The sequence below is a fragment of the Streptomyces sp. RK9 genome, from assembly GCF_045070545.1.
Lineage (GTDB): Bacteria > Actinomycetota > Actinomycetes > Streptomycetales > Streptomycetaceae > Streptomyces > Streptomyces alboflavus.
This window is the reverse complement of sequence record NZ_CP173703.1, coordinates 4,335,451-4,362,284: the sequence shown is the minus strand read 5'-3', so window position 1 is coordinate 4,362,284 and position 26,834 is coordinate 4,335,451. Positions and strand designations below refer to the sequence as shown.

Here is a 26,834-nt window from a genome sequence, read left to right as displayed (position 1 = left end):
CGTCCCTTACGCCCCGTGCCGCCGCACGGCATCCGCCTAGACCGAGAGCGAGTAGAACCGTGTCTGCCGACCGCATGCGCACCGATGCCGGGCCCGCCGGGGAACCCCTCTTCCGCAGCGGCACGATTCCGCTGGTCGTCTCCGGGGCCACCCCGGCGGCCGTACGCACGCGGGCACAGCGGCTGCTCGCGCTGCCCGCCGACGGCCGGCCCGCCGTACGGGACCTCGGCCTGTCCCTGGCGGCCGCCCACGCCGCCGCTCCCCCCGGTGCCGGCGCCGAGCACGCGCGGCGCGCACCGACCGCGGCGCGGCACCGGGCCGTCCTGTGGGCCGACGACGAGGCACAGCTCGTCGAGGAGTTGACGGCGCTCGCCGAGGGCGGTCGCAGCGCCACCCGGATCAGCGGGATCGCCGGAGCGCTCGACCGGGCCGTGTTCGTGTTCCCCGGCCAGGGCCCGCAGTGGCTCGGCATGGCGGCCGGACTCCTCGACGACTCCGACGTGTTCCGCGCCTCCGTCGACGCGAGCGCCCGCGCGCTCGCCCCGTACATCGACTGGTCCCTGGAGGACGTGCTGCGCGGGACGCCCGCCGCCGCGTCCCTGGACCGCGACGACGTGGTGCAGCCCGCCCTGTTCGCCGTGATGGTGGGCCTGGCCGAGCTGTGGCGGTCTTTCGGGGTGCGGCCCGCGGCGGTGCTCGGGCACAGCGTCGGCGAGATCGCGGCGGCCGTGGTCTCGGGCGGCCTGTCCCTGGACGACGGGGCGCGGGTGGTGTCGCTGTGGAGCAAGGCGCAGGCGCGGCTCGCGGGCCTCGGCGGGATGATCTCGGTGTCGGCCACGCGGGCGTACCTGGACACGAAGGTCGCGCGCTGGGACGGCCGCGTCGGCGTCGCCGCGGTCAACGGGCCGCAGTCCGTGGTCCTGTCCGGCGACCGTGACGTGATCGACGTGCTCCTGGAGGAACTCGCCGCCGAGGACGTGCGGGCCCGGCGGATCCCGGTGGACCTCGCGGCCCACTCCTCGCACATCGAGGCCATCCGCGAGGAGATGCTGACCGGGCTCGCGCCGATCCGGCCGCGCACCGGGAACGTGCCGTTCCACTCCACCGCGACCGGCGACTACTTCGACACCGCCGGGCTCGACGCCGCGTACTGGTACGCCAATCTGCGCGGCACGGTCCTCTTCGAGCAGTCGACCCGCGCCCTGGCGGCGGACCACCACGCCTTCATCGAGGTCAGCCCGCACCCGGTCCTGACCATGGCGCTCCAGCAGACCCTGGACGACCTCCAGTCGGACGCCGTCGTCGTGGAGTCGCTGCGGCGGCGCGAGCCCGGCACCCGCCGGTTCCTCACCTCGGTGGCCCGCCTGCACGCCGCGGGCGCCGCGGTGGACTGGCGGCCCGCGTTCGGTCCGGACGCGACGCTCGTCGAGCTGCCCGCGCCCGTCCTGCCGGAGTCCGACCAGGGAGCGGACGCCGACACTCCGCACCGCGCGGACACCTCGGCCGGCGAGTCCGAGCAGGAGGCCGTGGCCCGCCTCCTCGACGTCGTACGCGCCGAGATCGCCGCCGTCCTCGGCCTCGACGCGGACGCCGAACTCGACGACACCGGGGCGTTCAAGGACCTCGGCTTCGACTCCGTACGCGCGGTGGAGCTGCGCAACCGCCTGGTCGACGCCACCGGGATGCGCCTGCCGGTGACCATCGTGTTCGCGCACCCGACACCGGAACGCCTCGCCCAGCACCTCGCCGCGCAACTGAACGGCCCCTCGGACTCCGCGGCACCGGCCGCGCCCGCGGCCCGGCGGAGCGCCGACCCGGACGAGCCCGTCGCCATCGTCTCCATGGCGTGCCGCTTCCCCGGCGACGTTGACTCGCCGGAGGACCTGTGGCAACTCGTCGTGGACGAGCGCGACGTCATCTCCGGCTTCCCCGTCAACCGGGGCTGGCCCCTGGACACCCTCTTCGACGGCGACCCCGACCGGGCGGGCCGCTCCTACACGCGCCAGGGCGGATTCCTGCACGACGCGGACCAGTTCGACGCCGAGTTCTTCGGCATCAGCCCGCGCGAGGCTCTCGGCATGGACCCGCAGCAGCGCCTCGTCCTCGAAACCGTGTGGGAGGCCCTGGAGCGGGCCGGCGTCGACCCGGCGGCCCTGCAGGAGACCGACACCGGCGTGTATCTGGGCGCGCTCGCCCAGGACTACGGGCCGCGTCTGCACGAGGCCGACGACAAGGCCGGCGGGTATCTGCTCACCGGCAACTTCACCAGCGTCCTGTCCGGCCGCGTCGCCTACACCCTCGGTCTGCGCGGCCCCGCCGTCACCGTGGACACCGCGTGCTCCTCGTCCCTGGTGGCCCTGCACCTGGCCGCGCAGGCACTGCGTGCCGGGGACTGCGAACTGGCGGTCGCGGGCGGCGTGACGGTGATGTCGAGCCCCGGCATGTTCGTCGAGTTCAGCCGTCAGCGCGGCCTGTCGCCGGACGGCCGCTGCAAGGCGTTCGCCGAGGACGCGGACGGCACGGGCTGGGCCGAGGGCGTGGGCGTGCTGCTCCTGGAGCGCCTGTCCGACGCCCGTCGCAACGGCCACGAGGTCCTGGCTGTCGTCCGCGGCTCGGCGATCAACCAGGACGGCGCCAGCAACGGTCTGGCCGCGCCGAGCGGTCCGGCCCAGGAGCGCGTGATCCACGCCGCGCTCGCCTCCGCCGGGCTCGGCCCCGCCGACGTCGACGCCGTCGAGGCGCACGGCACCGGCACCCGGCTCGGCGACCCGATCGAGGCGGGCGCGCTGCTCGCCACGTACGGGCAGGGGCGCGCGGACGAACAGCCGCTGTTCCTTGGCTCGTTGAAGTCCAACATCGGGCACACCCAGGCCGCGGCCGGGGTCGGCGGCATCGTCAAGATGGTCCAGGCGATGCGCCACGGCACGCTGCCCCGCAGCCTCCACCTCGACCGGCCCTCGTCCCACGTCGACTGGAGCGCCGGTGCGGTGCGCCCGCTGACCGAGGCGCGTTCCTGGCCCGAGACCGGCCGCCCCCGGCGCGCCGGGGTGTCCTCCTTCGGCATCAGCGGCACCAACGCGCACGTGATCCTGGAGCAGGCGCCGGTGGAGGCGGCTGTGCCGGGTGAGGGGGATACCGACGGGGCGGGTGGCAGCGCGAACGGTGCGAGGGTTACGGCCGCCTCGGACACCCCGAGCGACGCCGCCCCGCAGCCGTGGCTTCTCTCCGGCCGCACCGAGGAGGCCTTGCGCTCCCAGGCCGCCCGCCTGCGCGACTTCGTCGCCGACCAGACCGACCAGACCGACCGGACCGACCGGACCGACCGGACCGACCGGACCGACCGAGCTGATCAGACCGACCGGGCCGACCAGGCCCACCAGGCCCACCAGGCCATCCTCGCGGACATCGGCCTGACGCTCGCCACCGCGCGCACACGCTTCGCGCACACCGCCGCCGTCGTCGCGCAGGACCACGAGGGCTTCCTCGCCGGGCTCGCGGCACTGGCCGACGGGGCGCCCTCCGCCGACGTGGTGCACGGCCCGGCGGGCGCGGCCACCGGTGGCCGGACGGCGTTCCTGTTCACGGGACAGGGCAGCCAGCGCCACGGCATGGGCCGTGAACTGTACGCGTCCCAGCCGGTGTTCGCCGCCGCCTTCGACGCGGTGTGCGCGCAGCTCGACCAGCACCTCGACGTGCCGCTCAAGGACGTGGTGTTCGCCGCGGACGACGCCCGTCTGCACCGGACGGAGTTCACGCAGCCCGCCCTGTTCGCGCTGGAAGTCGCGCTGTTCCGGCTGCTCGAACACTTCGGGGTCACCCCCGACCACCTCCTCGGCCACTCCGTGGGCGAGATCGCGGCCGCCCATGTCGCGGGCGTACTCGACCTCACCGACGCCTGCACCCTCGTCGCCACCCGCGGCCGACTCATGCAGTCCGCCCCGGCAGGCGGCGCCATGACAGCGATCGAGGCCACCGAGGACGAGGTCCGCGAGGCCCTGGCTCCCTACGCCGGGCGCCTCGACATCGCCGCCGTCAACAGCCCCGGCTCCGTCGTCGTCACCGGCGACACCGACGCCGCCGCCGAACTCGCCGCGTCCTTCCGGGAGAAGGGCCGCCGCACCACCGACCTCAAGGTCAGCCACGCCTTCCACTCGCCGCACATGGACGGCGTCCTCGACGCGTTCCGCGAAGTCGCCGCCGGGCTCACCTACGCGCCGCCCCGCATCCCGGTCGTCTCCAACGTGACCGGCCGCACGGCCACCGCCGACGAACTCTCCGACCCCGAGTACTGGGTGCGGCACCTGCGGCACACCGTCCGGTTCGCCGACGGCGTCCGCGTCCTTCAGGACGAGAAGGTCACGACGTACGTCGAGCTGGGCCCGGCGCCCGTGCTCGCGGCGATGGCCCGGGCCTGCCTCGGCGAGGAAGGACCGCGTCCGGTCGCGGTGCTCCACCCCGACCGGCCCGCGCCGCACACCCTCGCCACCACGCTGGCCCACCTCGCCCTGCACGGGGCGCCCGTGGACGCCGGCGCGCTGTTCCCCGGCGCCCGCAGGACCGTGCTGCCCACGTACGCCTTCCAGCGCCGCCGCTACTGGCTCGACACGCCCGCGCCCACGGGCGACGCCACCGGACTCGGCCTGGAGGCCGCGGGGCACCCGCTGCTCGGCGGCATGACGAGCCTCGCCGGGGGCGACGGCCTGCTCCTGTCGGGACGGCTCTCGGCGCACACGCACCCCTGGCTCGCCCAGCACCTCATCGCGGGCTCCACGCTGGTGCCCGGCGCGGCCCTCGTGGAACTCGCCGTCGCCGCGGGCGACCGGGCCGGGCTCGGCTCCCTGCGCGAACTCGTCCTCGAGGAGCCGCTCCGCCTGCCCGCCGACGGCATCCGCCTCCAGATCACCGTGGGACCCGCCGACGACTCCGGCGAGAGCTCCGTCGCCGTCCACTCGCGCCGCGACCCGGCGGCCGAGGGCTCCGCGTGGGGCGAGGGCGAGTGGACGCTGCACGCCTCGGGCGTCCTCGCCGCCGCCGGTACGCCCGCACCCGCGTCCGACCCGCAGGGAAGCTGGCCACCGCCCGGCGCCCGGCCGCTCGACCACGAGGGCCTGTACGCGCGCCTGGCCGACCTGGGGTACGCCTACGGCCCGGCGTTCCAGGGGCTGCGGGCCGCCTGGCGGTCGGGGCCCGACCTGTACGCGGAGGTGTCGCTGCCCGAGGAGCAGCACGCGGAGGCCGCCGAGTACGGCCTCCACCCCGCCCTCCTCGACGCGGCCCTGCACGCCCTGCTGCTCGGCGAGCCCGACGCACCGGGCGGGCTGCGCCTGCCGTTCTCGTACGACGGCGTCACCCTGCACGCGGCGGGGGCCACGCGGCTGCGCGTCCGGCTCAGCCCGGGCGAGGGCGACGGCGTGCTCCTGGAGGCCACCGACCCCGCAGGGCAGCCGGTGCTCACCGTGGACTCGCTCACGATGCGCCCGGTGCCGCTGGACCGGATCGCCGCAGGGGGCGGCACCGTCCGCCAGGGCCTGCACCACCTGGAGTGGCACCCGGTCCCGGCCGTCAACAAGGCTCCGCAGAGCGGCCGTTGGGCCGTCGTCGGCGCAGCCGTGTCCGGCCTCACCGGCACGCCGTACCAGGACCTGGACGCCCTGGACGCCGCCCTGGACTCCGGCGAGCCCGCTCCCGACGTCCTCGTCCTGCCGTACCGCACCCCCGAGGACCGGCGCGAGGACCTGGCGGCGACGGGCGACGCGGTCCGCCGGACCCTCGCCACCGTGCAGCGCTGCCTCGCCGACGAGCGGCTGCAGTCGACCACGTTCCTGTTCGTGACCCGCGCGGCCGTCGCCACCGCGTCCGGCGACGACGTCCGCGACCTCCCCGGTGCCGCCGTGCACGGCCTGCTGCGCACCGCGCTGAGCGAACACCCGGGCCGTTTCGCCCTCCTGGACACCGACGGCGACTCCGAGGGGAGCGGCGCCACCGGGACCGCCGCGGCCGCCGCCCTCGCCGCCGCCGACGGGCTCCAACTGGCCCTGCGGGACGGCACCTTGTACGCGCCCCGCCTGACCCGCACGTCGGTCCCCGAGGACGCGGCGGTTACGCTCGACCCGGACGGCACCGTCCTGGTCACCGGCGGCACCGGGGGCCTCGGCCGACTCGTCGCCCGGCATCTGGCCGCCCGGCACGGGGTGCGGCACCTGCTGCTGTGCAGCCGCAGCGGGCACGCCCCCGAACTGGTCGCGGAACTGGCCGGTTCGGGCGTCACCGCGACCGTCGTGGCCTGCGACGTCACGGACCGGGAGCGGCTGGCCGAGGTCCTCGCCGCCGTGCCCGACGAGCATCCGCTGACGGCCGTGGTGCACACGGCCGGCGTCCTCGCCGACGCCACGCTCGACAACCTGCGCCCCGACGACGTCGACCGGGTGCTCGCCGCGAAGGCCGTCGGTGCCCGGCACCTGCACGAGCTCACCGCGGAGCTGCCCCTGTCCGCGTTCGTGGTGTTCTCCTCCATCGCCGGGCTCCTCGGCAACCCCGGCCAGGGCGCCTACGCCGCGGCAAACGCCCACCTGGACGCCCTGGCCCAGCACCGGCGCGCCCACGGTCTGCCCGCGACCTCGCTCGCCTGGGGGATGTGGGACGCGGCGGCCGGAGGCATGGCCGCGAAGCTGTCCGACGCGGACGTCGCCCGCTGGGGCCGCAACGGCATCCTGCCGCTCACGGCCGAGCGCGGCATGGAGCTGTTCGACGCGGCCCTGGCCTCGGGCGAGCCGCTGCTCGTCCCGGTCGATCTTGACGTGGCGGCGCTGCGCGCTCCCGACGCGTCCCCGCCCGCGCTCCTTCGCACCCTGGTGCCCCGCACCCGCTCCCGCCGCCGGGCCGCGGACGGCGGCGCGGGGACCGGCGCGGACTCGTGGGCCGCGCGCACGGCGGCGCTGCCGGAGGCCGAACGCCGCCGCGCCGTCATGGACTTGGTCACCTCGACGGTGGCCGCCGTCCTCGCGCTGCCGAGCGCCGCGGGCATCGCCCCGGACGCGGCGTTCCGTGAGCTGGGCCTCGACTCCCTGTCGGGCCTGGAGCTGCGCGGCCGGCTCGGCACGGCCACCGGCCTCAAGCTGTCGGCCACCGTGGTCTTCGACCACCCCACGCCGTCCGCCCTCACCGACCACGTCGTGTCCCGGCTCGACCAGGCCCCCGCCGCCCGTCCCGGCACGCCGAGCGCCACGCCGACCACCGTGCGGGACGACGACCCGATCGTGATCGTCGGCATGGCCTGCCGCTACCCCGGCGACGTCCGCACCCCCGACGACCTGTGGCGGCTCGTCGCCGACGGCACCGACGCCATCGGCCCGTTCCCGGAGAACCGCGGCTGGGACGTCGAGAACCTCTACGACCCGGACCCCGAGCGGCCCGGCAAGTCCTACACCCGGCACGGCGGCTTCCTGTACGACGCGGACCGCTTCGACCCCGAGTTCTTCGGCATCAGCCCGCGCGAGGCGGCGGGCATGGACCCGCAGCAGCGGCTGCTGCTGGAGACGAGCTGGGAGGCCGTGGAGAGCGCGGGCATCGCGCCGACGGCGCTGCACGGCAGTCGTACAGGTGTGTTCTGCGGCGTGATGTACAGCGACTACACCTCGCGGCTGCGCGCCACGCCGGAGAGCGTGGAGGCGTACGGCTTCACGGGCAACTCGCCCAGCGTGGTGTCCGGGCGCGTCTCCTACACCCTTGGCCTGAAGGGCCCCGCCATCACCGTGGACACGGCATGCTCCTCGTCGCTGGTCGCCACGCATCTGGCGGCGCAGGCGCTGCGCAACGGCGAGTGCGAGTACGCCCTCGCCGGGGGTGTCACGGTGATGTCGGCGCCCGCCACGTTCATCGAGTTCAGCCGTCAGCGGGGGCTCGCCCCCGACGGGCGCTGCAAGGCGTTCTCGGGCGCGGCCGACGGCACCGCGTGGAGCGAGGGCGCGGGCGTGCTGCTGCTTGAGCGGCTTTCCGACGCCCGGCGCAACGGCCACGAGGTCCTGGCCGTCGTCCGTGGCTCCGCCATCAACCAGGACGGCGCCAGCAACGGCCTCACCGCGCCCAACGGCCCCTCCCAGGAGCGGGTCATCCGCGACGCCCTGGCCCAGGCCGGGCTCTCCCCCGCCGACGTCGACGCCGTCGAGGCGCACGGCACCGGCACCCGGCTCGGCGACCCGATCGAGGCACAGGCGCTCCTCGCCACGTACGGCCAGGACCGGGACGCCGAACGGCCCCTGTACCTGGGCACGCTGAAGTCGAACATCGGGCACGCGCAGGCCGCGGCCGGTGTCGGCGGCATCGTCAAGATGGTCCAGGCGATGCGGCACGGCACGCTGCCGCGCACGCTGCACGTGGGCGAGCCGACGCCGCACGTCGACTGGGGCTCGGGCACGGTGTCGCTGCTCACGGACGCGCGGCCCTGGGAGGCGGGTTCGGTGCCGCGGCGGGCCGGTGTGTCGTCGTTCGGTGTCAGCGGCACGAACGCCCATGTCGTACTGGAAGAGCCGCCGCCGGTCGCTCCGTCGGCCGAGCAGGCGGGGCAGCCCGGGGAGCCGGGGGCCGAGCAGGCCGAGGGGTCCGAGGCCGGGGTGTCCGCGGGGCCGGGTCTGGTGCCGTGGCTGGTGTCGGCGCGGGGCGCCGGGGCGCTGCGGGCGCAGGCGGCGCAGTTGCGGCCGCTGGCGGCCGGGGCCGGCAAGGAGTCCGCCGGAGGCGTCGGGGCCACCGGGTCCGCTGGGGACGTCCTGCGTGACGTGTCCGCCGAGGTCGCCTTGTCCGACGCGTCGGCTCAAGCCATCCAGTCCGTCGCGTCGGTCGCGTCCGCCGCCTCCACCGGGGCCACCGAGGCCCGCGACGCCTTCGACGCGGCGGCGCTCCGCCGGGCGGACCTCGACATCGGCCACTCCCTCGCCGCGTCCCGCGCCACCCTCACTGACCGGGCCGTGATCCTCGCGGCCGACCGCGCGGAACTGCTCGCCGGGCTCGACGCCCTGCGCGACGGCGAGGCGGCGGCGAACGTGGTGACCGGCGCCGTGGCGGGCCCGGTGCGCACCGCGTTCCTGTTCACCGGGCAGGGCAGCCAGCGGCCGGGGATGGGGCGTGAACTCCACTCCCGCTTCCCGGTGTTCGCCGCCGCCCTGGACGAGGTCTGCGACCGGATGGAGTCGGTCGCGGGCGTCGACCTGCGCGAGCTGATGTTCGCCGACGAGGGCAGCCCGGAGGCGGCCCTGCTCGACGAGACGCAGTACACGCAGCCCGCCCTGTTCGCCGTCGAGGTCGCCCTGTTCCGGCTCATGGAGCACTTCGGGGTCACCCCCGACCACCTCCTCGGCCACTCCGTCGGTGAGATCGCGGCCGCCCATGTCGCGGGCGTACTCGACCTCACCGACGCCTGCACCCTCGTCGCCACCCGCGGCCGACTCATGCAGTCCGCCCCGGCAGGCGGCGCCATGACAGCGATCGAGGCCACCGAGGACGAGGTCCGCGAGACCCTCGCGCCCTACGCCGGACGTCTCGACATCGCCGCCGTGAACGGACCCACGTCCGTCGTCGTCACCGGAGACGTCGAAGCCGCCCTGGAACTGACCCGCGTCTGGCGGGACAAGGGCCGCCGCACGTCCCGCCTCCGCGTCAGCCACGCCTTCCACTCGCCGCACATGGACGGCGTCCTCGACGCGTTCCGCGAAGTCGCCGCCGGACTGACCTACGCGCCGCCCCGCATCCCGGTCGTCTCCAACGTGACCGGCCGGGTGGCAGGCGCCGACGAACTCGCCGACCCGGACTACTGGGTACGGCAACTGCGCGGCACCGTCCGCTTCTTCGACGGGGTGCGCCACCTCACCGCGGACGGAGTCACCGGCTTCCTCGAAGTCGGCCCGGACGCCGTGCTCACGGCCATGGTCCGGGGCAGCGAGGGCGAGGACGTCTCCGTCGCGCCGCTGCTGCGTCGCGGCCACGACGAAGTCCGTACCGTCACCACCGCACTGGCCCTCAGCCACACCGCCGGCGCGGCCGTCGACTGGAGCGACTTCTTCCCCGGCTGCCGCACGGTGCCCCTGCCCACCTACCCCTACCAGCGGCAGCGGTACTGGCTGAGCGCCCCGGCCGCCCCGGCCGGCCCCGCGGCGGCCGCGGGCCACGGCCATCCGCTGCTCGACGACGGCGTGGAACTCGCGGACGGCCAGGCCCTGTTGTTCACGGGGCACCTCGACCCGTACGCCGAGCCGTGGCTCGCCGACCATGTCATCGCCGGTTCCGTACGCCTGCCGGGCGCCGCCATGGCGGAGTTCGCCCTGTACGCGGCACGGCGCACCGGCGCGGCACAGGTGGCCGACCTCACCCTGGAACAGCCGATGTCGCTCGCGGAACCCGCCGCGGTCCAGGTCATCGTCGGCGCTCCGGCCGACGACGGCAGCCGCTCCCTCGCGCTCTACTCCCGGCCCGCGGGCACGCCCGCCGCCCCGTGGACGCGGCACGCCACCGGCGCGCTTGATCCGGACGGGGCCGCCGGGCCCGGCGCGGCCGGTGGGTCGGCGGGGGCCGCGCGAGGTCCGGCCGACCTCACCGCCTGGCCGCCCCGGCAGGCCGCCCCGGTGCCGATCGACGACCTCTACGCCCGCCTCGCCGACCGCGGCTACACCTACGGCCCCGCCTTCCAGGGCCTGCGCCGCCTGTGGCGTGCGGGGGCCGAGCTGTACGCGGAGGTCGGCACGCCGACGGGCACGCTCGACGCCGGGTTCATGCCGCACCCCGCGTCGCTCGACGCCGCCCTGCACTCGCTGCTCGGCGCCGCCCAGGACGACGACCGGCTCCTCGTCCCGTTCGCGTGCAGCGGCCTGAGGCTGCACACCGACAGCGCCGAGGCCGCCGGATCCGCGGACTCCCCGCTGCGTGTCATGCTGCGGCACGGCGGCGGCGACACGTACTCCCTCCTCATCGCCGACGCGACCGGCGCCCCGCTGCTCAGCGCCGACGCGCTCACCCTGCGCGAGCTGCCGCCCGGCACCGTCCAACCGGACGACAGCGCCGCCCTGTTCACCCTGGACTGGACCGAGCAGAAGCTGCCCGCGTCCACCGCGGCGGGCACCTGGGCCGTACTCGGCCAGGGCACGGACGCGCTGCGCGACACCGCGCGGGCCGGCGGCGTGACCGTTCGCGCCCACGCGGCGCTCGACGACCTGCTCCGCACCCACGACGACGGGGCCGAGGCGCCCGACGTCGTCGTCCTCACGCTCGGTGGGGCCGCCGCACACGGCGACCTCACCGGATCCGGCGCGCCCGGCCTGCCGGGCGGAGCCAATGGGTCCGCGGCACCCCGCGGATCCCACGCACCCGGTGGGTCCACCGAACATGGCGGACCCACCGGGGCGGCCACCACCGAAGTGCTCGAACTCGTCCAGCGCTGGCTCACCGAGGACCGGTTCACCGCGAGCCGTCTCGTCCTGCTCACCCGGGGCGCGGTCGCCGCGGCCGACGGTGAGCACCCCGACCCGGCGCGGGCCGCGGTGTGGGGCCTGGTCCGCTCCGCGCAGGCCGAGCACCCCGGCCGGTTCACGCTGATCGACACCGACGACCACGCCGACTCGGTCCGCGCCCTCGTACGGGCCATCGCCTCCGACGAACCCCAACTCGCCGTCCGCGCCGGTACGTCACTGGCTCCCCGGCTGCGCGAGCACCAGCCGGGCGACAGCGCGGCCGTGCCGTTCGGCGAGCACAGCAACGTCCTGATCACCGGTGGTCTGGGCGCACTCGGCCGGGTCGTGGCCCGTCATCTGACGGAGCTGCACGGTGTGCGCCGCCTCGTCCTGACCGGGCGGCGCGGCCTGGACACGCCGGGCGCCGAGGAGTTCGTGGCCAAGCTGGAGGCCGCCGGGGCGCAGGTGACCGTCGCGGCCTGCGACACGGCCGACCGGGCCGCCGTGGCCGCGCTCCTGGACGGGCTGGAGCAGCCGCCGACCGCGGTGGTGCACTCGGCGGGCGTCCTCGACGACGTGGTCGTGGAAGGGCTCACCCCAGAGCGCCTGCACGCCGTCCTGCGCCCCAAGGCGGACGCCGCCCAGCACCTGCACGAGCTGACCCGGCACCTGGACCTGTCGGCGTTCGTCCTGTTCTCCTCCCTGTCGGGCATGCTCGGCACCGCAGGACAGGGCAACTACGCGGCCGCCAACACCTTCCTCGACGCCCTGGCCCGGCGCCGGCACGCCGAGGGGCTGCCCGCCGTGTCGCTGGCGTGGGGCCTGTGGGCGGGCGAGGGTGACATGGCCGCAGGGCTCGGGAACACGGATCTGCTGCGCCTTTCGCGGTCCGGTGTCGCGCCGCTGTCCGCGGACGAGGGCCTCACCCTCTTCGACGCGGCCGTCGCGGACGGGGCGCCCGTCCTGGCGCCCGCCCGCCTCGATCTGCGCGGACTCGACTCCGGCACGGTCCCGCCGGTCCTGCGGACCCTCGCCCCGGCGGCGGCCCCGGCCCGGGCGGCGACCGCCCGGCCGACCGAGACCCCGGCCGCCGTACTGCGCGGCCGCCTGTCCAACGCGCCGCACAAGGAGCAGCGCCACATCATCCTGCAGGCGGTACGGGCCGAGGTGGCCGCCGTCCTCGGGCACGCGGCGCCGGAGCGGATCGGGGCGGGGAGCCGGTTCCAGGACCTCGGGTTCGACTCGCTCACCGCGCTGGAACTGCGCAACCGGCTCAGCACGGCGACCGGCGTCCGGCTGCCCCCGACCCTGGTCTTCGACCACCCGAGCCCCGGCGCCCTCGCCGACCGGCTCGCCGTGGACCTGGCCGTACGGGCGGATGGGCCGCAGGACGGACCTGTGAACGGCGATGTGCCGTCCGGATCGGACGGGGCCGACGGAGCCGACGGAGCCGACGGGGCCGACGGAGCTGTCTTGGCCGACGGGCCGGGTGACGACAGCGCCGTCGACGCGATGAGCACCGACGAGTTGGTGCGGCTCGCCCTGGGCGGCGACCCCGCCGGATCGGACGGTGCCGCGGGAGCGAACGGCGCGCCGGTGGCGTAGCCGCGACACAGCGGCCCTGGTCCCGGGTGGCACTTCCCCCGGGACCAGGGCCTTCTGCCTGTCGCGGCCCTGACGGACCGCCGGACCCGGTGCCCGACTGGCCGCATCCGCCCGACCAGCCGATCAGCCGGGCCCGCCCGCCTCTCCGGAACCGCCGCGCCGTCAGTCCGCCGCGACCTCCGCCTCGATGGCGTGGAACGGCGGGGCCTGCGGCAGTGGTGTGACGGACGTGACCGTGAGTCCGGCGCGGCGGCACACCTCCTCGAACTCCGCGCGGGTGCGCTCCCTGCCGCCGACGTTCACCAGCATGTTCAGGTCGCTCAGGTAGATGCGCCCGGCGGTCTCGGGGTCGACGATCTCGGAGAGGACGGGCTCCACGATCAGGACACGGCCACCGGGCGGAAGGGCCGCGCGGCAGTGGCTCAGGATGGTCACCACCTGGTCGTCCGACCAGTCGTGGACGATGCTCTTCATCATGTGCAGATCGGCGCCCTCGGGCACCGAACGGAAGAAGTCCCCTGCCACCAGCGAACATCGGTCGGCGAGACCGTCCTTGCCCAGGGTCGCCGGGGCCTGCGCCAAGCCCTCCTCGGTGTCGTAGATGATGCCGGTGACAGCCGGGTGCTCCCGCAGCACGGCGCTGAGCAGCGTGCCGTCACCGCCGCCGATGTCCATGACCGTCTTGAACCGCCCGAAGTCGACGGCGCCCGGCAGCGCCGCGGCCGTCTGCCGGGTGCCCTGGCTCATCGCCGTGTTGAACTCGGCCGACAGGTCCGGGTGTTGCTTCAGGTGAGCGAAGAAGTCCGTCCCGAAGACCTTGTCGAAGGCGACCTCGCCGGTGCGGACGCTGTCGTCCAGCTGCTCCCAGCCCCGCAGCATCATCGGGTCGGTGAACATCCGGGCGATGGACGCGAGGGAGCCGGGGCGCGCGGGGTCGAGGAGAGCTCCTGCGGGCGTGACGGCGAAGGTGCCCGCGGCGCGTTCCTCGAGCAGGCCCATGCCGGCCAGCGCGCGCAGCAGCCTCGCCATGGACTGCGGCGCCGCGGCCACCTCGGCGGCCACGTCGTCCGCCGTCATCTCCTTGTCGCCGATCAGCTCGACCACGCGGAGCCGCAGGGCCGCGCGCATCGTCTGCGCCGCGACGCCGCCGAAGGCGTACTCGATGACCAAGCGCGCGTCGTCGGGCAGAGCCTGCCGGGCCTCGTCATTCGTCACTGTGTCTTCCCTTTCGCCAGTGGGTCGCTGCTGAGCTGGGTGAGTCGGGTGAGTCGGGTGAGCTGGGTGAGTCGGTTGCTCAGCCGGGTGGGTCGGTCGGCTTGGCCGACTGGGTGGGCTGCTTCGCCAGGCGGGTCGGCTGTGTCTCGGGATGTGTGCCGGTGTCGGCCCGGTGCGCGGCTCGCGCAAGAGCGTCGCCGTCGGCGTCGGCGGAGGTCGCAGTCCGTACCAGCGCACCCGGTGTGCACCCGGTGAACTCGCGCACCTCGCGGTGGAGATGGGACTGGTCGACGTATCCGCACGCCAGCGCGGCCTCGGCGACGTCCGCGCCCGCGCGCAGGCGGCGGGCCGCGCCGTGGAAGCGGACGAGCATCGCCGCGCGTTTGGGGGTGAGGCCGACCTGGGCGGTGAATCTGGCCCACAGCCGCTTGCGGCTCCACCCGCACGCGGCCGCCAGGTCGCCGACCCGCACCCGGCCCCGCCGGGCGACGATGGCCGACCAGCTCGCGGCCACCTCGGCGTCCGCCGTCGGCGCCCGCGCCGCCCGTTCGGCGAGGAACCGGTCGACGAGGGCGAACCGCTCCGGCCAGCCCCCGGCGCCGGCGATCCGTTCGCCGAGTCGCCGCCCCGGCGCTCCCCACGGCTCCTCCAGGCCGGTCACGGCCCCCTGGAGGTCGGCGGGCGCGGTGTCCATGAGCGCGTAGGCGGCCAGGGGCGAAAGGCGCAGCTCGACGCAGGAGAACCGGCCGGAGCGGATGCGGGTCGGCCCAGGCACGGGACCGGCGACGAGGCCGGGCAGGGCCGCCCGGCCCGAGCCGCCCTCGATGTGCAGCAGGGCGTCGCCGAAGCCGAGGACGACGGTCACGAACGGCTGCGGGAGCACGCGCATGTCGAGGCGTCCGTCCGGGTGGGAGCGGTACCCGGCCATGTACACCCCGCGCACCGTGGGTCCGCCGACGGGCAGGACGGTGTCCCAGCCGCCTTCGAGGTCACCGCCGCCTTCGGAGTCGTCGCCGTACATGCCCCCACCCTGGCCGGTTCGCGCCGGCTCGTCTTGGACGAATGTTCCCCGTCCTACGCCGGGACGCGCGGGCTCACCAGCATCCGGATGTCGTCGGCCGCCCAGAGCACGAACCGCTCGACCGGCGTCACCTCGTGGCCCGGCACGGGCCGGAACCGGAAGCGTCTGAGCAGGACGGCGAGGATCAGTTCGGCCTCGACCACGGCCAGGTTCGCGCCCTCGCAGCTGCGCGGGCCGATGCCGAAGGGGATGTGGGCGAGCCGCGGCCGCTTCGCGATCTCCTCGGGCGTGAACCGCCCGGGGTCGAACCGCTCCGGCTCGGGCCAGTGCTCGGGGTTCATGTGGACGGCCCAGAAGGGGTAGAAGACCGTCGCCCCGGCGGGGATCTCGTAGTCGCCGACGACGAGGGCGTCGGTGGTCTCGCGTGCGCCGTAGGGCCCTGGCGGGTAGAGCCGCATCGACTCCTTGAGGACCATGTCCAGGTACGTGAGCCGGCGCAGGTCGGCGTAGTCGGGCGCGGCGCGGTCGCCGAGCACGCGGTCCAGTTCGTCGGTGACGCGCGCGGTCACGTCGGGGTGGCGCGCGAGCAGGTGCAGGGTCCAGGAGACGGCCACGCCCGTGGTGTGGTGGGCGGCGAGGAGCGTCGCCATGACGGTGTCGCGGATCCGTGCGGGCGGTTCGCCGGCCTCGACGAGCGCCCCGATCAGATCGCTGCGGTCGGCGCGGCCGTCGGAGCGGTGCGCCGCGACCACCTGGTCGACCGTCGCGCGCAGCTGCGCCAGGGCCGCGTCGGCCCGCTCGGCGCGCTCCTCCTGGGTGCCGGGGACCGGGACTTCGTAGAGCCGTCCCAGATACTCGGTGAGGACGTCCTCGAACGCGGTGATGACGCTGTCGGGGTCGGCGGCGCCGCTGCCCCCGAGGGCGTACGCGCAGATCATCCGCAGGGTCAGCGCGGTGAGGTCCTTCTGGAGCTCGACGGGCTCGCCGTCGGCCCGCGCGGCCCAGTCGTCGGCGAGGTCGGCCGTCAGCTCGGTGAAGGTCGCGAAGTGCCGTTCGTGGGAGGGGCGGCCGGCGAACACCGAGAGCAGGATCCGGCGCCACGGCGTGTGCTGGGCGGCCGGGATGACCTGGAGGTTGTCGGCCTCGCACAGCGGGGCGAGGAACTCGAACAGCCGGTCGGGGCGTTCGTTGAGGTGCGCGGTGGCTTCGAGGAGCGCGGGGTCGGCGACGGACACGGCCGTCTCCACGCCGGGCAGCTGGAACCGGACCACGGGGCCGTACTCGGCGTGCAGCCGCAGTTGGTACTGGTGCAGCCCGCCCGCCTCCGTCACGGCGCCCACGCCGCCGTCCGGCCGGGGCTCGGGTCCCGGTATTTTCGTCATGCTCATGGCCGGATTTCCTCCTCGTGCAGCCGCCCCACCAGAAAACCCCCACCCCGTGGGCCAGTTCCACTCCATTCGAGCCATTTCGATCCATGGATACCGGCCCCTCCGCCCGCGCGCACCGGCCGCGCACCCCCGTCAGGGCCGCTCGCGGCGCCGTCCTTCGGAGCGGTCCGCGGGCTCGGCGTCGCATGCCGCCCGATAGCGGGTGATGAGCGCCGTCAGCTGCGGGTTGAAGCCCTCGGCCGCCTCCAGGGCTGCGTCCGGCAGGGGGTCGTCGGCCGCGTAGCCCAGGGCGGGCTTTCCGCCGAGGTGTCCGCAGAGGGCGTCGAGGTGGTCCAGGAGGGCCGCGTCCCTGGCCTGCTCCGGGGTGAGGGAACGCAGCCACGCGAAGCGCCCGGCCGGGGCGGCGGGGCGGGGCGGCAGGTCCCGGCGCAGGGCTTCGGCGCGGGCGGACAGGGTGTTCCACACCGGCAGTCGCAGGGCCGCGACCAGGTCGCCGGGTGCGGCGCGCGTGGTGGTGGTCATGCGTCCACGTTCGCAGGGGGCACTGACATCGGCGGGGAGGCGGGGCGGGGGCCCTGCGGGGCTTTCCCCGATCCCGCCCCTTCCCGTAACGGGGGGCTCTGCCCCCAGACCCCCGCTCCTCAAACGCCGGAGGGGCTGATTTCAGCCCGTCCGGCGTTTGAGGACGAGGCGCGGAGCGCCGATCAGCGGGGGTCCGGGGGCGCAGCCCTCGGTTTCGGGAAGCCCCGATGCTCGCTAGTAGGAGTTCTGAGTGGGTGTTCTGCGGGTGTTCGGCAGAGTCGTAGTGCTTGAGGGCGGGTTGTCCGGTTCGAGGGCTTCCCGGCCAGCCGGGGGTGCGGTGCGCTGTGAGTGTGGAGGGACGCGAGCCGTACCCGAGCGATCTGTCGGATGAGGCGTGGGAGCTGGTCCGACCGGTGATCACTGCGTGGAAGGCGAGGCATCCCTCGGTCAGTGGGCACGAGGGCCAGTACGCGATGAGGGAGATCATGAACGCGCTGCTGTATCAGGCGCGGACCGGCTGCCAGTGGCGCTACCTGCCCCATGACCTGCCTCCCATGAGTGCGGTGTACTACTACTTCGGCCTCTGGCGTGATGACGGGACCGCCGAGACCATCCACGAGCTGCTGCGCTGTCTGGCTCGGGAGATGCGTCGGCGGCGCGAGGACCCCACCGCTGTGGTGCTGGATTCCCAGACGGTGCGGGCCTCGGTGAACACGCCGAAGGAGACGACCGGGCTGGATCCGGGCAAACGGAGCCCGGGGCGGAAAAGAGGCATCGCCACAGATGTCCTCGGCCTGGTCATCGCCGTGATTGTCGTCGCCGCGAGCGTGCACGACAACGCCATCGGAACCGCCCTGCTGGACAAGGTCGCCCGCACCGCGCCGGCGGTGACGAAGGCGTGGGTGGACGCCGGGTTCAAGGAGGCCGTCGTGGCGCACGGCGCCCGTCTCGGCGTCGATGTGGAGATCGTTCAGCGCGATCCGGGGATGAAGGGGTTCACGCCGGAGCCGAAGCGGTGGATGGTCGAGCAGACGCTCGGCACCCTCATGCTGCACAGGCGTCTCGTGCGTGACTACGAGAGCAGGCCGGCCAGTTCAGTGGCGTGGATCCACTGGTCCATGACCGGCATCATGCTCCGCCGTCTCACCCGCACCACCACCACGACCTGGCGCGACCCGCCCGCCCAGCAGGAGCCCCGGTGAAGCACCTCCTGGACAAGATCGAGGCCCGGCAGCAGCTGGTACGCGAGACAGCCGGGCACCTGCGTGAGCAGATCGCGCTCCTGACCGAACAGCTTGCCGCGGCCGAACGCACCCTTCAACGCCTGGACATCACCCGCGAGACGATGCTGGAACTGGCCGCCGAGGACGGCATCGAGGCGCCCGAGCCGCTGCCGCCCGGCTACCGCGAGGTCCTCGCCGCGTTCGACCAGGCCGGGCACCGCCTCCGGGCCAAGGAGATCTGCGAGATCCTGGGCATCGGCACCGAACCGCGGCACACCGAGAGCGTCCGCGCCAAGCTCAAACGCCTGGTCGACCGCGACATCCTCACCGAACCCGAACCCGGCCTGTTCACCCCCGCCCGGCCCGCACCGGCCACCCCGGACCCCAACTGTAGGGTCCGCGAGTCGATGCGCAATGTCGGCTGAGGATGCGCAATGAATGCGCAAATCCAGCACTCGATGCGCAATCGCTACAGCCCGTGGCCGTCGTTTCTCGGTCTCTTGCGGACTCTCGGGAAGGCGCACGCCAGGGCTCCGTACCGTCTAGAGCATGACAGTACGGAGCATGGGCAGCACCCGCTCCACACGCAAGGTTCCAACGGCATGGATCCGGTACGAGGATGCGTCGGTACGTGAAGTGCCGGTTCGGCAGCTGCGGTTGGCGGACTTCGCGGAGTCGAGGCCATGGCGGGATGTCCGGTCGGTACGCGGGCAGGCGCACTGCACGGGGAGCTATGCGCCGGTGACAGCGGGTGGGCGCGTGGTCTATGAAAGCCGTCTGGAACTGGCCCGGTTGCTCTTAGCGGACTTGGACCTCGCGGTTGAGGGGATCTTCGTCCAGCCGTGTCGGCTGGCGGCTCGGGTCGATGCACGCGTTTCCACGTGATCATGTGCACCGTTCGAGCATCCCCGCGTGATCATGGGCAGCGGCTTCGGCAGTAGCGGGCAGTCTCCTGCAGTATGGAAAGCTATCAGCCAATCTGCCACCATCTGTAAAGTATCTATCGCTCTGTGTAGTTTCGCCGGGAGGATGAGGCGGCGCAGCCCCGCGTCCGGCGAGGTTGTGCTCCTACGTGGGGAGCTGTGGATGTCTTCACCCGCCGACAACACCTCGGACGTAACGCAGCCTGAGCGGCTGGAGCGGCTGCGTGCGCAGCTGCAGGGCCGGCCGGTAGGCCGGTCCACCCCGCCGAAGGCGACGCCGGTTCCGGCGATGAACCTGCTGTACGGGGTGATGCTGCGCGGCGCCGCCCGCCTGGACGCGGGCCTGGAGCCGACCGACCTCGAAGCACAGATGCTCTCCTTATTGCGGAAGGTGGCCAGTGAGGAGGAGGTGCGCGAGTTCGGGCGCGTCTTCAAGGAGGAGGAACGCTCGGCGCGGGCCGCGCAGGTCTTCCCCACCGTCTTGACCTCCCGCAGCGTGGAGGAGGGGTATGCCTTCGCGGACCTGGTCCACGATCTGCCCGAACTGCGCCAGCAGATCGCCGAGCAGCCGAACCTGAACCTGGTGGACCTCGACCGCCTGCCCGAAGGCGCGCCGCAGGACAGCCCGGAGTTCGTGCAGGGCGTGGCCGACTACGGGCACGGGGTGACGGTGATCACCGCCTCCGACCACCGCGCCGACGACGCGGAGGCTTCCGCGCTGTCCAACGTGAAGATCGACCTGAAGTTCTTCAAGTGCCACCGGGAGTCGAACGAGGTAGGCCGGGACGAGATCTACTGGGCCCTGTCATCCGCTTCCGACACAGGCAACAAGCTCAAGAGCGTCACCGACGAGTACGGCGCCATCAACACCGGCGACATCGCGCACTTCAGCGCCGGGACCGTGCTGTTCCACAACACCATGCAGGACTTCCTCACCGCGCAGATCACCTGCTGGGAAGCCGACCACAGCCCCGGAGGCTGGTACGAGAAGCTGCACGAGGCGATCAGCACCATCTCCGACCTGCTGTTCGAGATGGCCGACAGACTCGCCCAGTACGGCGGGCACTTCCCCGTGCCGGAGTACCACGACCTGATCGACTACGTCGAAGTCGCCGGGATGATCGCCCTGGCGATCGCCGGGCTGATCAAACTGTTCACCAACCACGACGACGAGGTGGCCTCGCGCACCTTCGTCCTGGACCGTGCCGCCCTGCGGCGGGCCATCACCGAAAACACCCCCCTGAGCTGGGACTTCAACGGCGGCAGCGGTGGCCACTTCATCCTCGTGGCGCAGGCCAGCGGTATCGTCCGCAGCGACCTGCGACTGACCTCCGCCCCGTTCACGCCCACCGGCGTCACCTGGGGCAAGCAGTCCACACTCCCCGAACGGGACGTGACGGGCACACCGGCCCTGTCCGGAAGTCCCACCGGCCGGCTCGGCTGCGTGGCCCGGGGCTACCCCGACAGCAACCATCTGTACTGGGCCACCTGCCAGGGCGGAACCTGGAGCCCCTTCACCCGGATCCCGGGCATCGAGGACGCCGAGTCCGTCGCCCTGACCAGCGACGGCAACGGCAGGTTCCACCTCGTGTACGGACGCACCGATCGCCACCTGGCCCACTGGGTGCTGGACGGAAACACCTGGCGCAAAGCGCATGAATCAAACAGCAAGCTCGCCTACGGTGTGCCCGCCCTGGCCATGCGCGGACTGGAACTGCTGTGCGTGGTGCGCAACTCGGACCGGTACCTGTGGGAGGCCAAGTGGAACGAAACCTCCTCCCACATGGGATGGACCACCATTCCCGGCAGCAACAACACCCTCAACGACCCGGCACTCAGCAGCGCCGACGGAGGGCTCATGACGGTCAGGGGCGAGGGTTACCTCGTGCACTGGGCCAGGCGTGAAGCCTACAAATGGACGCCCTTCACCCCGATCCCCAACAGCAGGACCCACAGCACGCCCGCCCAGGAGGGAAACATGGTCGTGATCAAGCCCGCGGACAAGGGCGACGAACTGCACTGGGCGCTCTTCAACAGTGCTGCCGGCAGCTGGGGCCCGTTCACCAAACACCCCAGCGCCAGCAGCCAATACCCGCCCGCCCTCGCCTACCTCGGCCAGCAGTCCGGCGACCCCGACGCACCGTACGGCCGCCTGTACTGCCTCCACCTCCACTAGACGGTCCCTGCCGGGGCACCACGCGGCCGACGCCCAGGGTGCCCCGGCCAAGGTCGACACGGGGCTGGGCCTACGTAACACGCGTGCTAGCCGCTGACCAAGGCGCCCATGGTCTGGGTACAGACCGTGGCGGCCCCCGCTCCGGGATGTCGGTGCGAAGTGCGGCACAGGGCCGGCGCCTGCTGGACCAAGCCCTGGCCGCGGACGCAGCGCACCTCACCGGCCCGCAGCGTCTCGAAGCGATGCAGGCCCTCTCGCCTGGTCACGGCCTCGGCGGCTGCGGCTGGGTGGGCACGAGCCGCACGACGGGATCCGGATCAGCCAGCTGCCGTCGGCATCGCCGGTTCCCCGTGGCGAGTTGGTTCACGACGCGCACCAGGGATTCGACGACTTTGCGGAGAGTGGTCAGCTCACCTTGGTCCTTCCGACTCAGGATTTTGAGCCTGACGACCTCCTTGCAGAGTCGGAGCTCGACGGCTGAAGACAGATCGAAACGTCTGGTCTGTGTGGTGTGCCCCCGGCGTGTGACAGGCGGCTTTGCGCCGTCTTCGGACTCTCGATGGCCGGGTCCTGCTGGTGTGGATTGCGGATCGCACCCAGTGGCTACGGTTCAGGATGATCATCAGCGCCGTGAGGTCTGGCCGGTGCGGCGTCCATCGGATGGGGAGGCAGGCTATGCCCGAGAACAAGGTGCCGGGAATCTACGTACGAGAGACGCTCGGAGTGGGGCTGTCCGTGGGCGCGGGGGCGACAGCCGTGCCGGTCTTCCTCGGGGACTTCGGTCAGGCGGTGGACTCGGTAGCGCGCGTGAACGGCTGGCAGGACTTCACCGGCCTCGGCGACACGCTCAACGCCTCGGCGTTCGCGCCGGTGCTGCGGGGCTACTTCACCAACGGCGGCGGCTACTGCTACCTGGCCAACACCGCCGGACGCTCGCTGGACGACACACTCGCCGCGGTGGAGAAGTTCTCCGACATCACCATCCTGGTCGCCCCCGGCCTGTGGGACGAGGGCGAGAAGCAGGCGGGCGAGTGGGCCCGCGGCCTGGCCGGTTACGCGGCCTCCCACCGGGCGATGGCGATCCTGCACGCCGACCGGGCCCACACCGCCGCGCAGGCGAGCGTGGCGGTGGAGGGCTGGGGCCTGGAGGAAAACGTGCGCCCCTACGCGGCGCTCTACCACCCCTGGGTGCGCCAGGCCGGCACCGGCGGAGACGTGGTCGTGCCGCCGTCGGGGATCCTCGCCGGCATCTGGGCCCGCACCGACGTGCAGCGGGGTGTGTGGAAGGCCCCGGCGAACGTGGTGATGGCCGGGGTGACGGGCCTGGAGTATCAGGCGAGCGACGAGGAGCAGAGCGAGTACCGGGCGCTGAACTTCGTGCGCGAGTTCCCCGGCCGGGGGCCACTGGTGTGGGGGGCCCGCACCCTCGCAGCCGACGACGGCCCGGCCTGGCGCTACATCCCCATCCGGCGCCTGGCCGACGCCATCAGCCGGGACATCTCCACCGCGCTGCAGAGCGTCCTCTTCCAGCCCAACACCCCACCCACCTGGCAGGCGGTGCGCGCCGCGGTCGACAGCTACCTGAACAACCTGTGGCGCCAGGGCGCGCTCCAGGGCGCGAAGCCGGAGGAAGCCTACTTCGTCCACATCGGGGAGGGCGTCACCATGACCCCGCAGGACATCGCTGACGGCAGGCTGATCGTCAGGGCGGGGATCGCGACTACCTTTCCGGCCGCGTTCATCATTCAGGAGCACATCATCGAGGTGGGTCAGGGCTGACGGTTCCTGCGCGCCGGGTGGCGGTCTGCTTCGGCCGGCCACCCGGCGCCGGACCCGTCGCTGCCCGTCGGCGCGGGTGGAACGCCCACGTGACGCGAACTCCGCGGTCAGTGAGTGGGTCGCGGTGTAGCACGTGCCTCGCGCTGGTCCGGTGGTATCGAAGCGTGATCCAGCCCTGCGACTTTCGTTCAGACCGGCGAAGTGCCAGCATGCCCACCGTGATTCATGCACGCGGTACAGTCGGCGGCCCGCCGCCACAATCCGTGTCGGGAACTGTCGCAGGTCTATGTCGGGCGGGGGCGCGGGCAGAGGCCCCTGCCGCGTAGGGAGTTCGTGTGCGAGCTGGCTCACCTCGGCCACCTCACCGCGTAAGCGCAGGCGTCTTCCTGCCGGCTCTTGCCCACCCCCCGCCTTCGGGGCCCTGCCAGATGTCATCGGCAGCCTCGCCCGGTCGCCCCGAGTTCCAGTCAGCGCGGCCCATTGTGCAGAGCTGGGGTCTCGCCGCCCCGACAGCGTGCCTGATGCGGAAGATCCATTACTCAAAGTGAGCATTGAATCGGCACCGCAGGCGGGGATTGCTCACCTTCCACCGACAGCAGCACTGCTCATCGAGCCCGGATCCTGGAGTTTCCGCAGAATCCACTGCTCGCGGAGACGTGGAGCCTACACCAACTCAACCTGAAGCCCGGCGAAACAACACAGAACACCCGCTCAATCAGGGGCAGCGGTGGTTTAGCGGCTGCCGAGTTCTCCCTTGGTGAACCCGTATTTGTGTGCCGCGAGCACAGTGGCGAGTGCAGGGACGAGCAGTGCGAGCGTGACCCAACTCAGCCAGGATGCACCCGATCCGCTGAGGACGATGCCTCCGATGATTCCACCACCGGCGATTCCGACGTTCCATCCGGTGGTGAGGAGTGCTTGGGCGACATCGCCGGCGTCGCCTGCTGCTTCGGCGACTGCGGTCTGCAGCAGAGTAGAGGTGCCGCCGAACGCGAGCCCCCAGAGCGCTGCGCTGGCGTAGACGAGCCAAGGCACGCCGGAGAAGATGCCGAGCAGCAGCGCGCATGTCGCGAAGAGCACACACGCGAGGATCATGAGGAGGCGCAGGTGCCGATGGACGAGCGCTCCGGCGATCCAGATACTCACCAGCGACACCAGGCCGAAGGTGAGCAGCACGGCGTCGACTTGACCTGCCATGCCGAGCGGCTTGAGGAACGGGGCGATGTAGGTGTAGAGGATGCTGTGGGCGAGCACGAACGTGAGGGTCACGAAGAGCACGGGCGCTACGCCGGGAATGCGGAAGGTACGGGTGAGCGGGAGCCGTGAGCCCTTGGGCTGTCCGGGGAAGTTCGGCACCGCCGCGATGACCCACACGATCAACGCGAGCGTGAGGACGGTCATGATCCCGAACGCGTATCGCCATTCGACGAGCTTGGCCAGAAACGCCGCAGCAGGAACGCCGACGGACAGGGCAACGATTGCGCCCCCCATCGCGATCGCCATTGCCTTGCCGCGCTGATGTGAGGGAACCATCCGTACCGCGTACCCGGCCAACAGCGCCCAGAGCAACCCGCCGACGATGCCGCCGAGGCACCGGGCGGCTAGCGTAAGTGCGAAGCTCCCGGAGAGCGCGGTGACGGTGTTGGCGATCGCGAGTCCTGCGATCGCCACCAGCAGCAAGTGTCGGCGCGGCCAGCCGATCGTCGCCTTGGTGAGCGGGATCGCGGCGAGGATCGCCCCGATCGCGAAGACGGTGACGCTCTGCCCGGCAGTGCTCTCGCTCACACCCAAGTCTCGGCTCATCGCGGGAAGCAGCCCGGCGGGCATCGTCTCGGTCAGGAGCGTAATGAACCCGGTGGTGGCCAAGGCCAGAAGACCCGCCAGTGGGAGCCGGGCGTTCGTTATCGAGGGAGACGGCAGAGTATCTGATCGTGTCATGGCCCTATGGTCGAAGGGTGACATTGGTGTGAGGGTCAAATCGGTGTCCGCTGAGTCACACGACGCCAGCCACAGAGGGCGAGGAGAGGGATATGCGGATCGGTGAGTTGTCGACGCGCACACGGACTCCGGTGAGGTTGCTGCGCTACTACGAGGAGCAGGGACTGATCGCGTCAGATCGACTGCCCAACGGATACCGGGACTATGAGGAGTACGTCGTTGACCGGGTTCTCCAGGTACGAGGCCTGCTCGACGCAGGGCTGCCCACACGGATCATCAAGCAGATCCTGCCCTGCCTGAACACCCCCCGCACGATCCACATGCCCTACGTCACGCCAGACATGGTCGCAACGCTCGAACGCGAACGTGACCGCATGGCCGAAAAAATCGAATGCCTCACCAAGAACCACCGAGCCATCACCGACTACCTCGACGCGTACGCCGCGATATCCGAGCCTCCTACTGAGGTTTTCGGTGTGGGGTCGGGAGGTGACCGGTGATCGTGAGGCCGGTCTCGGCGAGGCAGCCTCGGCCGGGAACCCCTCGAACCGGACAACCCACCCTCAAGCACTACGACTCTGCCGAACACCCGCAGAGCACCCACTGAGGGTAGTTCCTGGTCAGAGCGTGCGAAAGCCCTCCCCGTGCGGCTCTCAGGTAGCGCACGGGGGGGGAGTCCCGGTCACTGCTGGATGTGTTCGGAGCTGTCCAAGGCACGAAGCTGAGCCAGCCGCTGCTGGTACAGGGGTCCGGCCACGTGCGCGGCTCGCGCCTCGCTCGGCGCTGACTGCTCAATGAGGTGGTGGGCCACAGCCTTGAGGTGTGCCGCCCACGCCAACACGTGTTGCTGAGCCGTCCGCCCACACTCCTGCGGCTCGCCAGGGAGACACAGAGGAAGATCAGGGCCGACCTTGTTCGCGGCGTGCCGGATGTACCCAGCGATGGTGGCCCATTCCTCTTCGCTCCGCTGCACGACACCGATGGGGGTTTCCGTGCCCCACTTGCTGAAGTCGTCGCCGTGGTCGTCCATTTGTGCGCTCCTGCGGTTCCGGAGGGTCAAGCAGGTGCGCCGATCGTAGCCGCCTCCGCCGTGGCGTCGGCCTTCCTCGGATCGCAGTGCCCCACGGAGGGGACACACGGTCCGCAGGGCCCGCACATGGGGAGGAACTGAGGCGGTGTGCACGACTGCGCACCTTCTCCGTGCACGGCGGCGATCTCGGCTGTCACCGTGGCCATCTGTTCGCCACCCCAGATTTCGGCGAGCGACGTTCGGAGCACGTTGCCGATGGTCAGGAACCGCCCCAGCACGCACGGCCACATGTCCCCGGAAGGACCGATGGCGCACTTCTCGTGGGCGCAATGCCCGCACAGGTCGTCGATCGTCGGTGCGGCCCCGTTGCCGGCTCGGCCGAATGCCCGCGTACGGTCCCCGCCGACCGTTTCCACCCCCAGCGCCGCCAGGTCCCGCGCTGCTTCCTGCACGCGCTGACCTTGGTTCACGGCAACGACGCCGCCCCTCAGCGGGATACCAAGGCTCAGCGCCCTGGCCACGTTCGCTCGGGTCCGCTTGTGGGAGCCCCGGAGTCGGGTCACCTGGTCGTGCTCGGTGGCC

13 protein-coding genes are annotated in these 26,834 nt (G+C 72.7%); 6 read left to right on the top strand and 7 right to left on the bottom strand.

Features of this window, described 5'->3' with window-relative positions; genetic code table 11:
* Positions 1 to 59 precede the first annotated feature (59 nt).
* The gene (locus AB6L24_RS17810) at positions 60 to 13,037 is read left to right on the top strand and encodes an SDR family NAD(P)-dependent oxidoreductase (RefSeq protein ID WP_405656338.1); all 12,978 of its coding nucleotides are present in this window, start codon (positions 60 to 62) and stop codon (positions 13,035 to 13,037) included.
* A gap of 162 nt (positions 13,038 to 13,199) precedes the next feature.
* Here the strand turns inward: AB6L24_RS17810 and AB6L24_RS17805 are convergent, their stop codons facing one another.
* The 4 genes from AB6L24_RS17805 to AB6L24_RS17790 form a co-directional block, all read right to left on the bottom strand.
* Positions 13,200 to 14,252, bottom strand: coding sequence for a methyltransferase (locus AB6L24_RS17805; RefSeq protein WP_405656337.1), 1,053 nt, complete (start codon positions 14,250 to 14,252; stop codon positions 13,200 to 13,202).
* A 79-nt stretch (positions 14,253 to 14,331) separates the two neighbouring features.
* Complete coding sequence (locus AB6L24_RS17800) at positions 14,332 to 15,273, bottom strand: helix-turn-helix domain-containing protein (protein WP_405656336.1); 942 nt, start codon at positions 15,271 to 15,273, stop codon at positions 14,332 to 14,334.
* A gap of 53 nt (positions 15,274 to 15,326) precedes the next feature.
* Positions 15,327 to 16,661, bottom strand: coding sequence for a cytochrome P450 (locus AB6L24_RS17795; protein WP_405656334.1), 1,335 nt, complete (start codon positions 16,659 to 16,661; stop codon positions 15,327 to 15,329).
* A gap of 132 nt (positions 16,662 to 16,793) precedes the next feature.
* Positions 16,794 to 17,183, bottom strand: coding sequence for a hypothetical protein (locus AB6L24_RS17790; protein ID WP_405656333.1), 390 nt, complete (start codon positions 17,181 to 17,183; stop codon positions 16,794 to 16,796).
* Positions 17,184 to 17,533: 350 nt separating this feature from the next.
* Here AB6L24_RS17790 and AB6L24_RS17785 point away from each other — a divergent pair, with 350 nt between their 5' ends.
* The 4 genes from AB6L24_RS17785 to AB6L24_RS17770 all read left to right on the top strand — a co-directional run bounded on the left by AB6L24_RS17785 (position 17,534) and on the right by AB6L24_RS17770 (position 23,284).
* Positions 17,534 to 18,385, top strand: a complete 852-nt coding sequence (locus AB6L24_RS17785; protein ID WP_405657207.1) for an IS5 family transposase — start codon at positions 17,534 to 17,536, stop codon at positions 18,383 to 18,385.
* Positions 18,382 to 18,831 (top strand): hypothetical protein, encoded by a 450-nt coding sequence (locus AB6L24_RS17780; protein WP_405656332.1) that lies wholly within the window; start codon positions 18,382 to 18,384, stop codon positions 18,829 to 18,831. The genes AB6L24_RS17785 and AB6L24_RS17780 overlap by 4 nt, the downstream gene beginning before the upstream one ends.
* A 661-nt stretch (positions 18,832 to 19,492) precedes the next feature.
* Positions 19,493 to 21,505: a hypothetical protein gene (locus AB6L24_RS17775; RefSeq protein ID WP_405656331.1), complete on the top strand. Its 2,013-nt coding sequence runs from the start codon at positions 19,493 to 19,495 to the stop codon at positions 21,503 to 21,505.
* 675 nt (positions 21,506 to 22,180) lie between these two features.
* A complete protein-coding gene (locus AB6L24_RS17770) occupies positions 22,181 to 23,284 on the top strand; it encodes a phage tail sheath family protein (RefSeq protein ID WP_405656330.1) in 1,104 nt (367 codons plus the stop codon).
* Positions 23,285 to 24,016: 732 nt separating this feature from the next.
* Here AB6L24_RS17770 and AB6L24_RS17765 read toward each other — a convergent pair.
* Positions 24,017 to 25,150: an MFS transporter gene (locus AB6L24_RS17765; protein WP_405656329.1), complete on the bottom strand. Its 1,134-nt coding sequence runs from the start codon at positions 25,148 to 25,150 to the stop codon at positions 24,017 to 24,019.
* 164 nt (positions 25,151 to 25,314) lie between these two features.
* Here AB6L24_RS17765 and AB6L24_RS17760 point away from each other — a divergent pair, with 164 nt between their 5' ends.
* Positions 25,315 to 25,722, top strand: a complete 408-nt coding sequence (locus tag AB6L24_RS17760) for a MerR family transcriptional regulator (RefSeq protein ID WP_405656328.1) — start codon at positions 25,315 to 25,317, stop codon at positions 25,720 to 25,722.
* A gap of 182 nt (positions 25,723 to 25,904) precedes the next feature.
* Here AB6L24_RS17760 and AB6L24_RS17755 read toward each other — a convergent pair whose 3' ends face one another.
* Together AB6L24_RS17755 and AB6L24_RS17750 are read right to left on the bottom strand one after the other, a co-directional pair.
* Complete coding sequence (locus AB6L24_RS17755; RefSeq protein WP_405656327.1) at positions 25,905 to 26,252, bottom strand: hypothetical protein; 348 nt, start codon at positions 26,250 to 26,252, stop codon at positions 25,905 to 25,907.
* 26 nt (positions 26,253 to 26,278) lie between these two features.
* Complete coding sequence (locus AB6L24_RS17750; RefSeq protein WP_405656326.1) at positions 26,279 to 26,704, bottom strand: SPASM domain-containing protein; 426 nt, start codon at positions 26,702 to 26,704, stop codon at positions 26,279 to 26,281.
* Between the last annotated feature and the right edge of the window lie 130 nt (positions 26,705 to 26,834).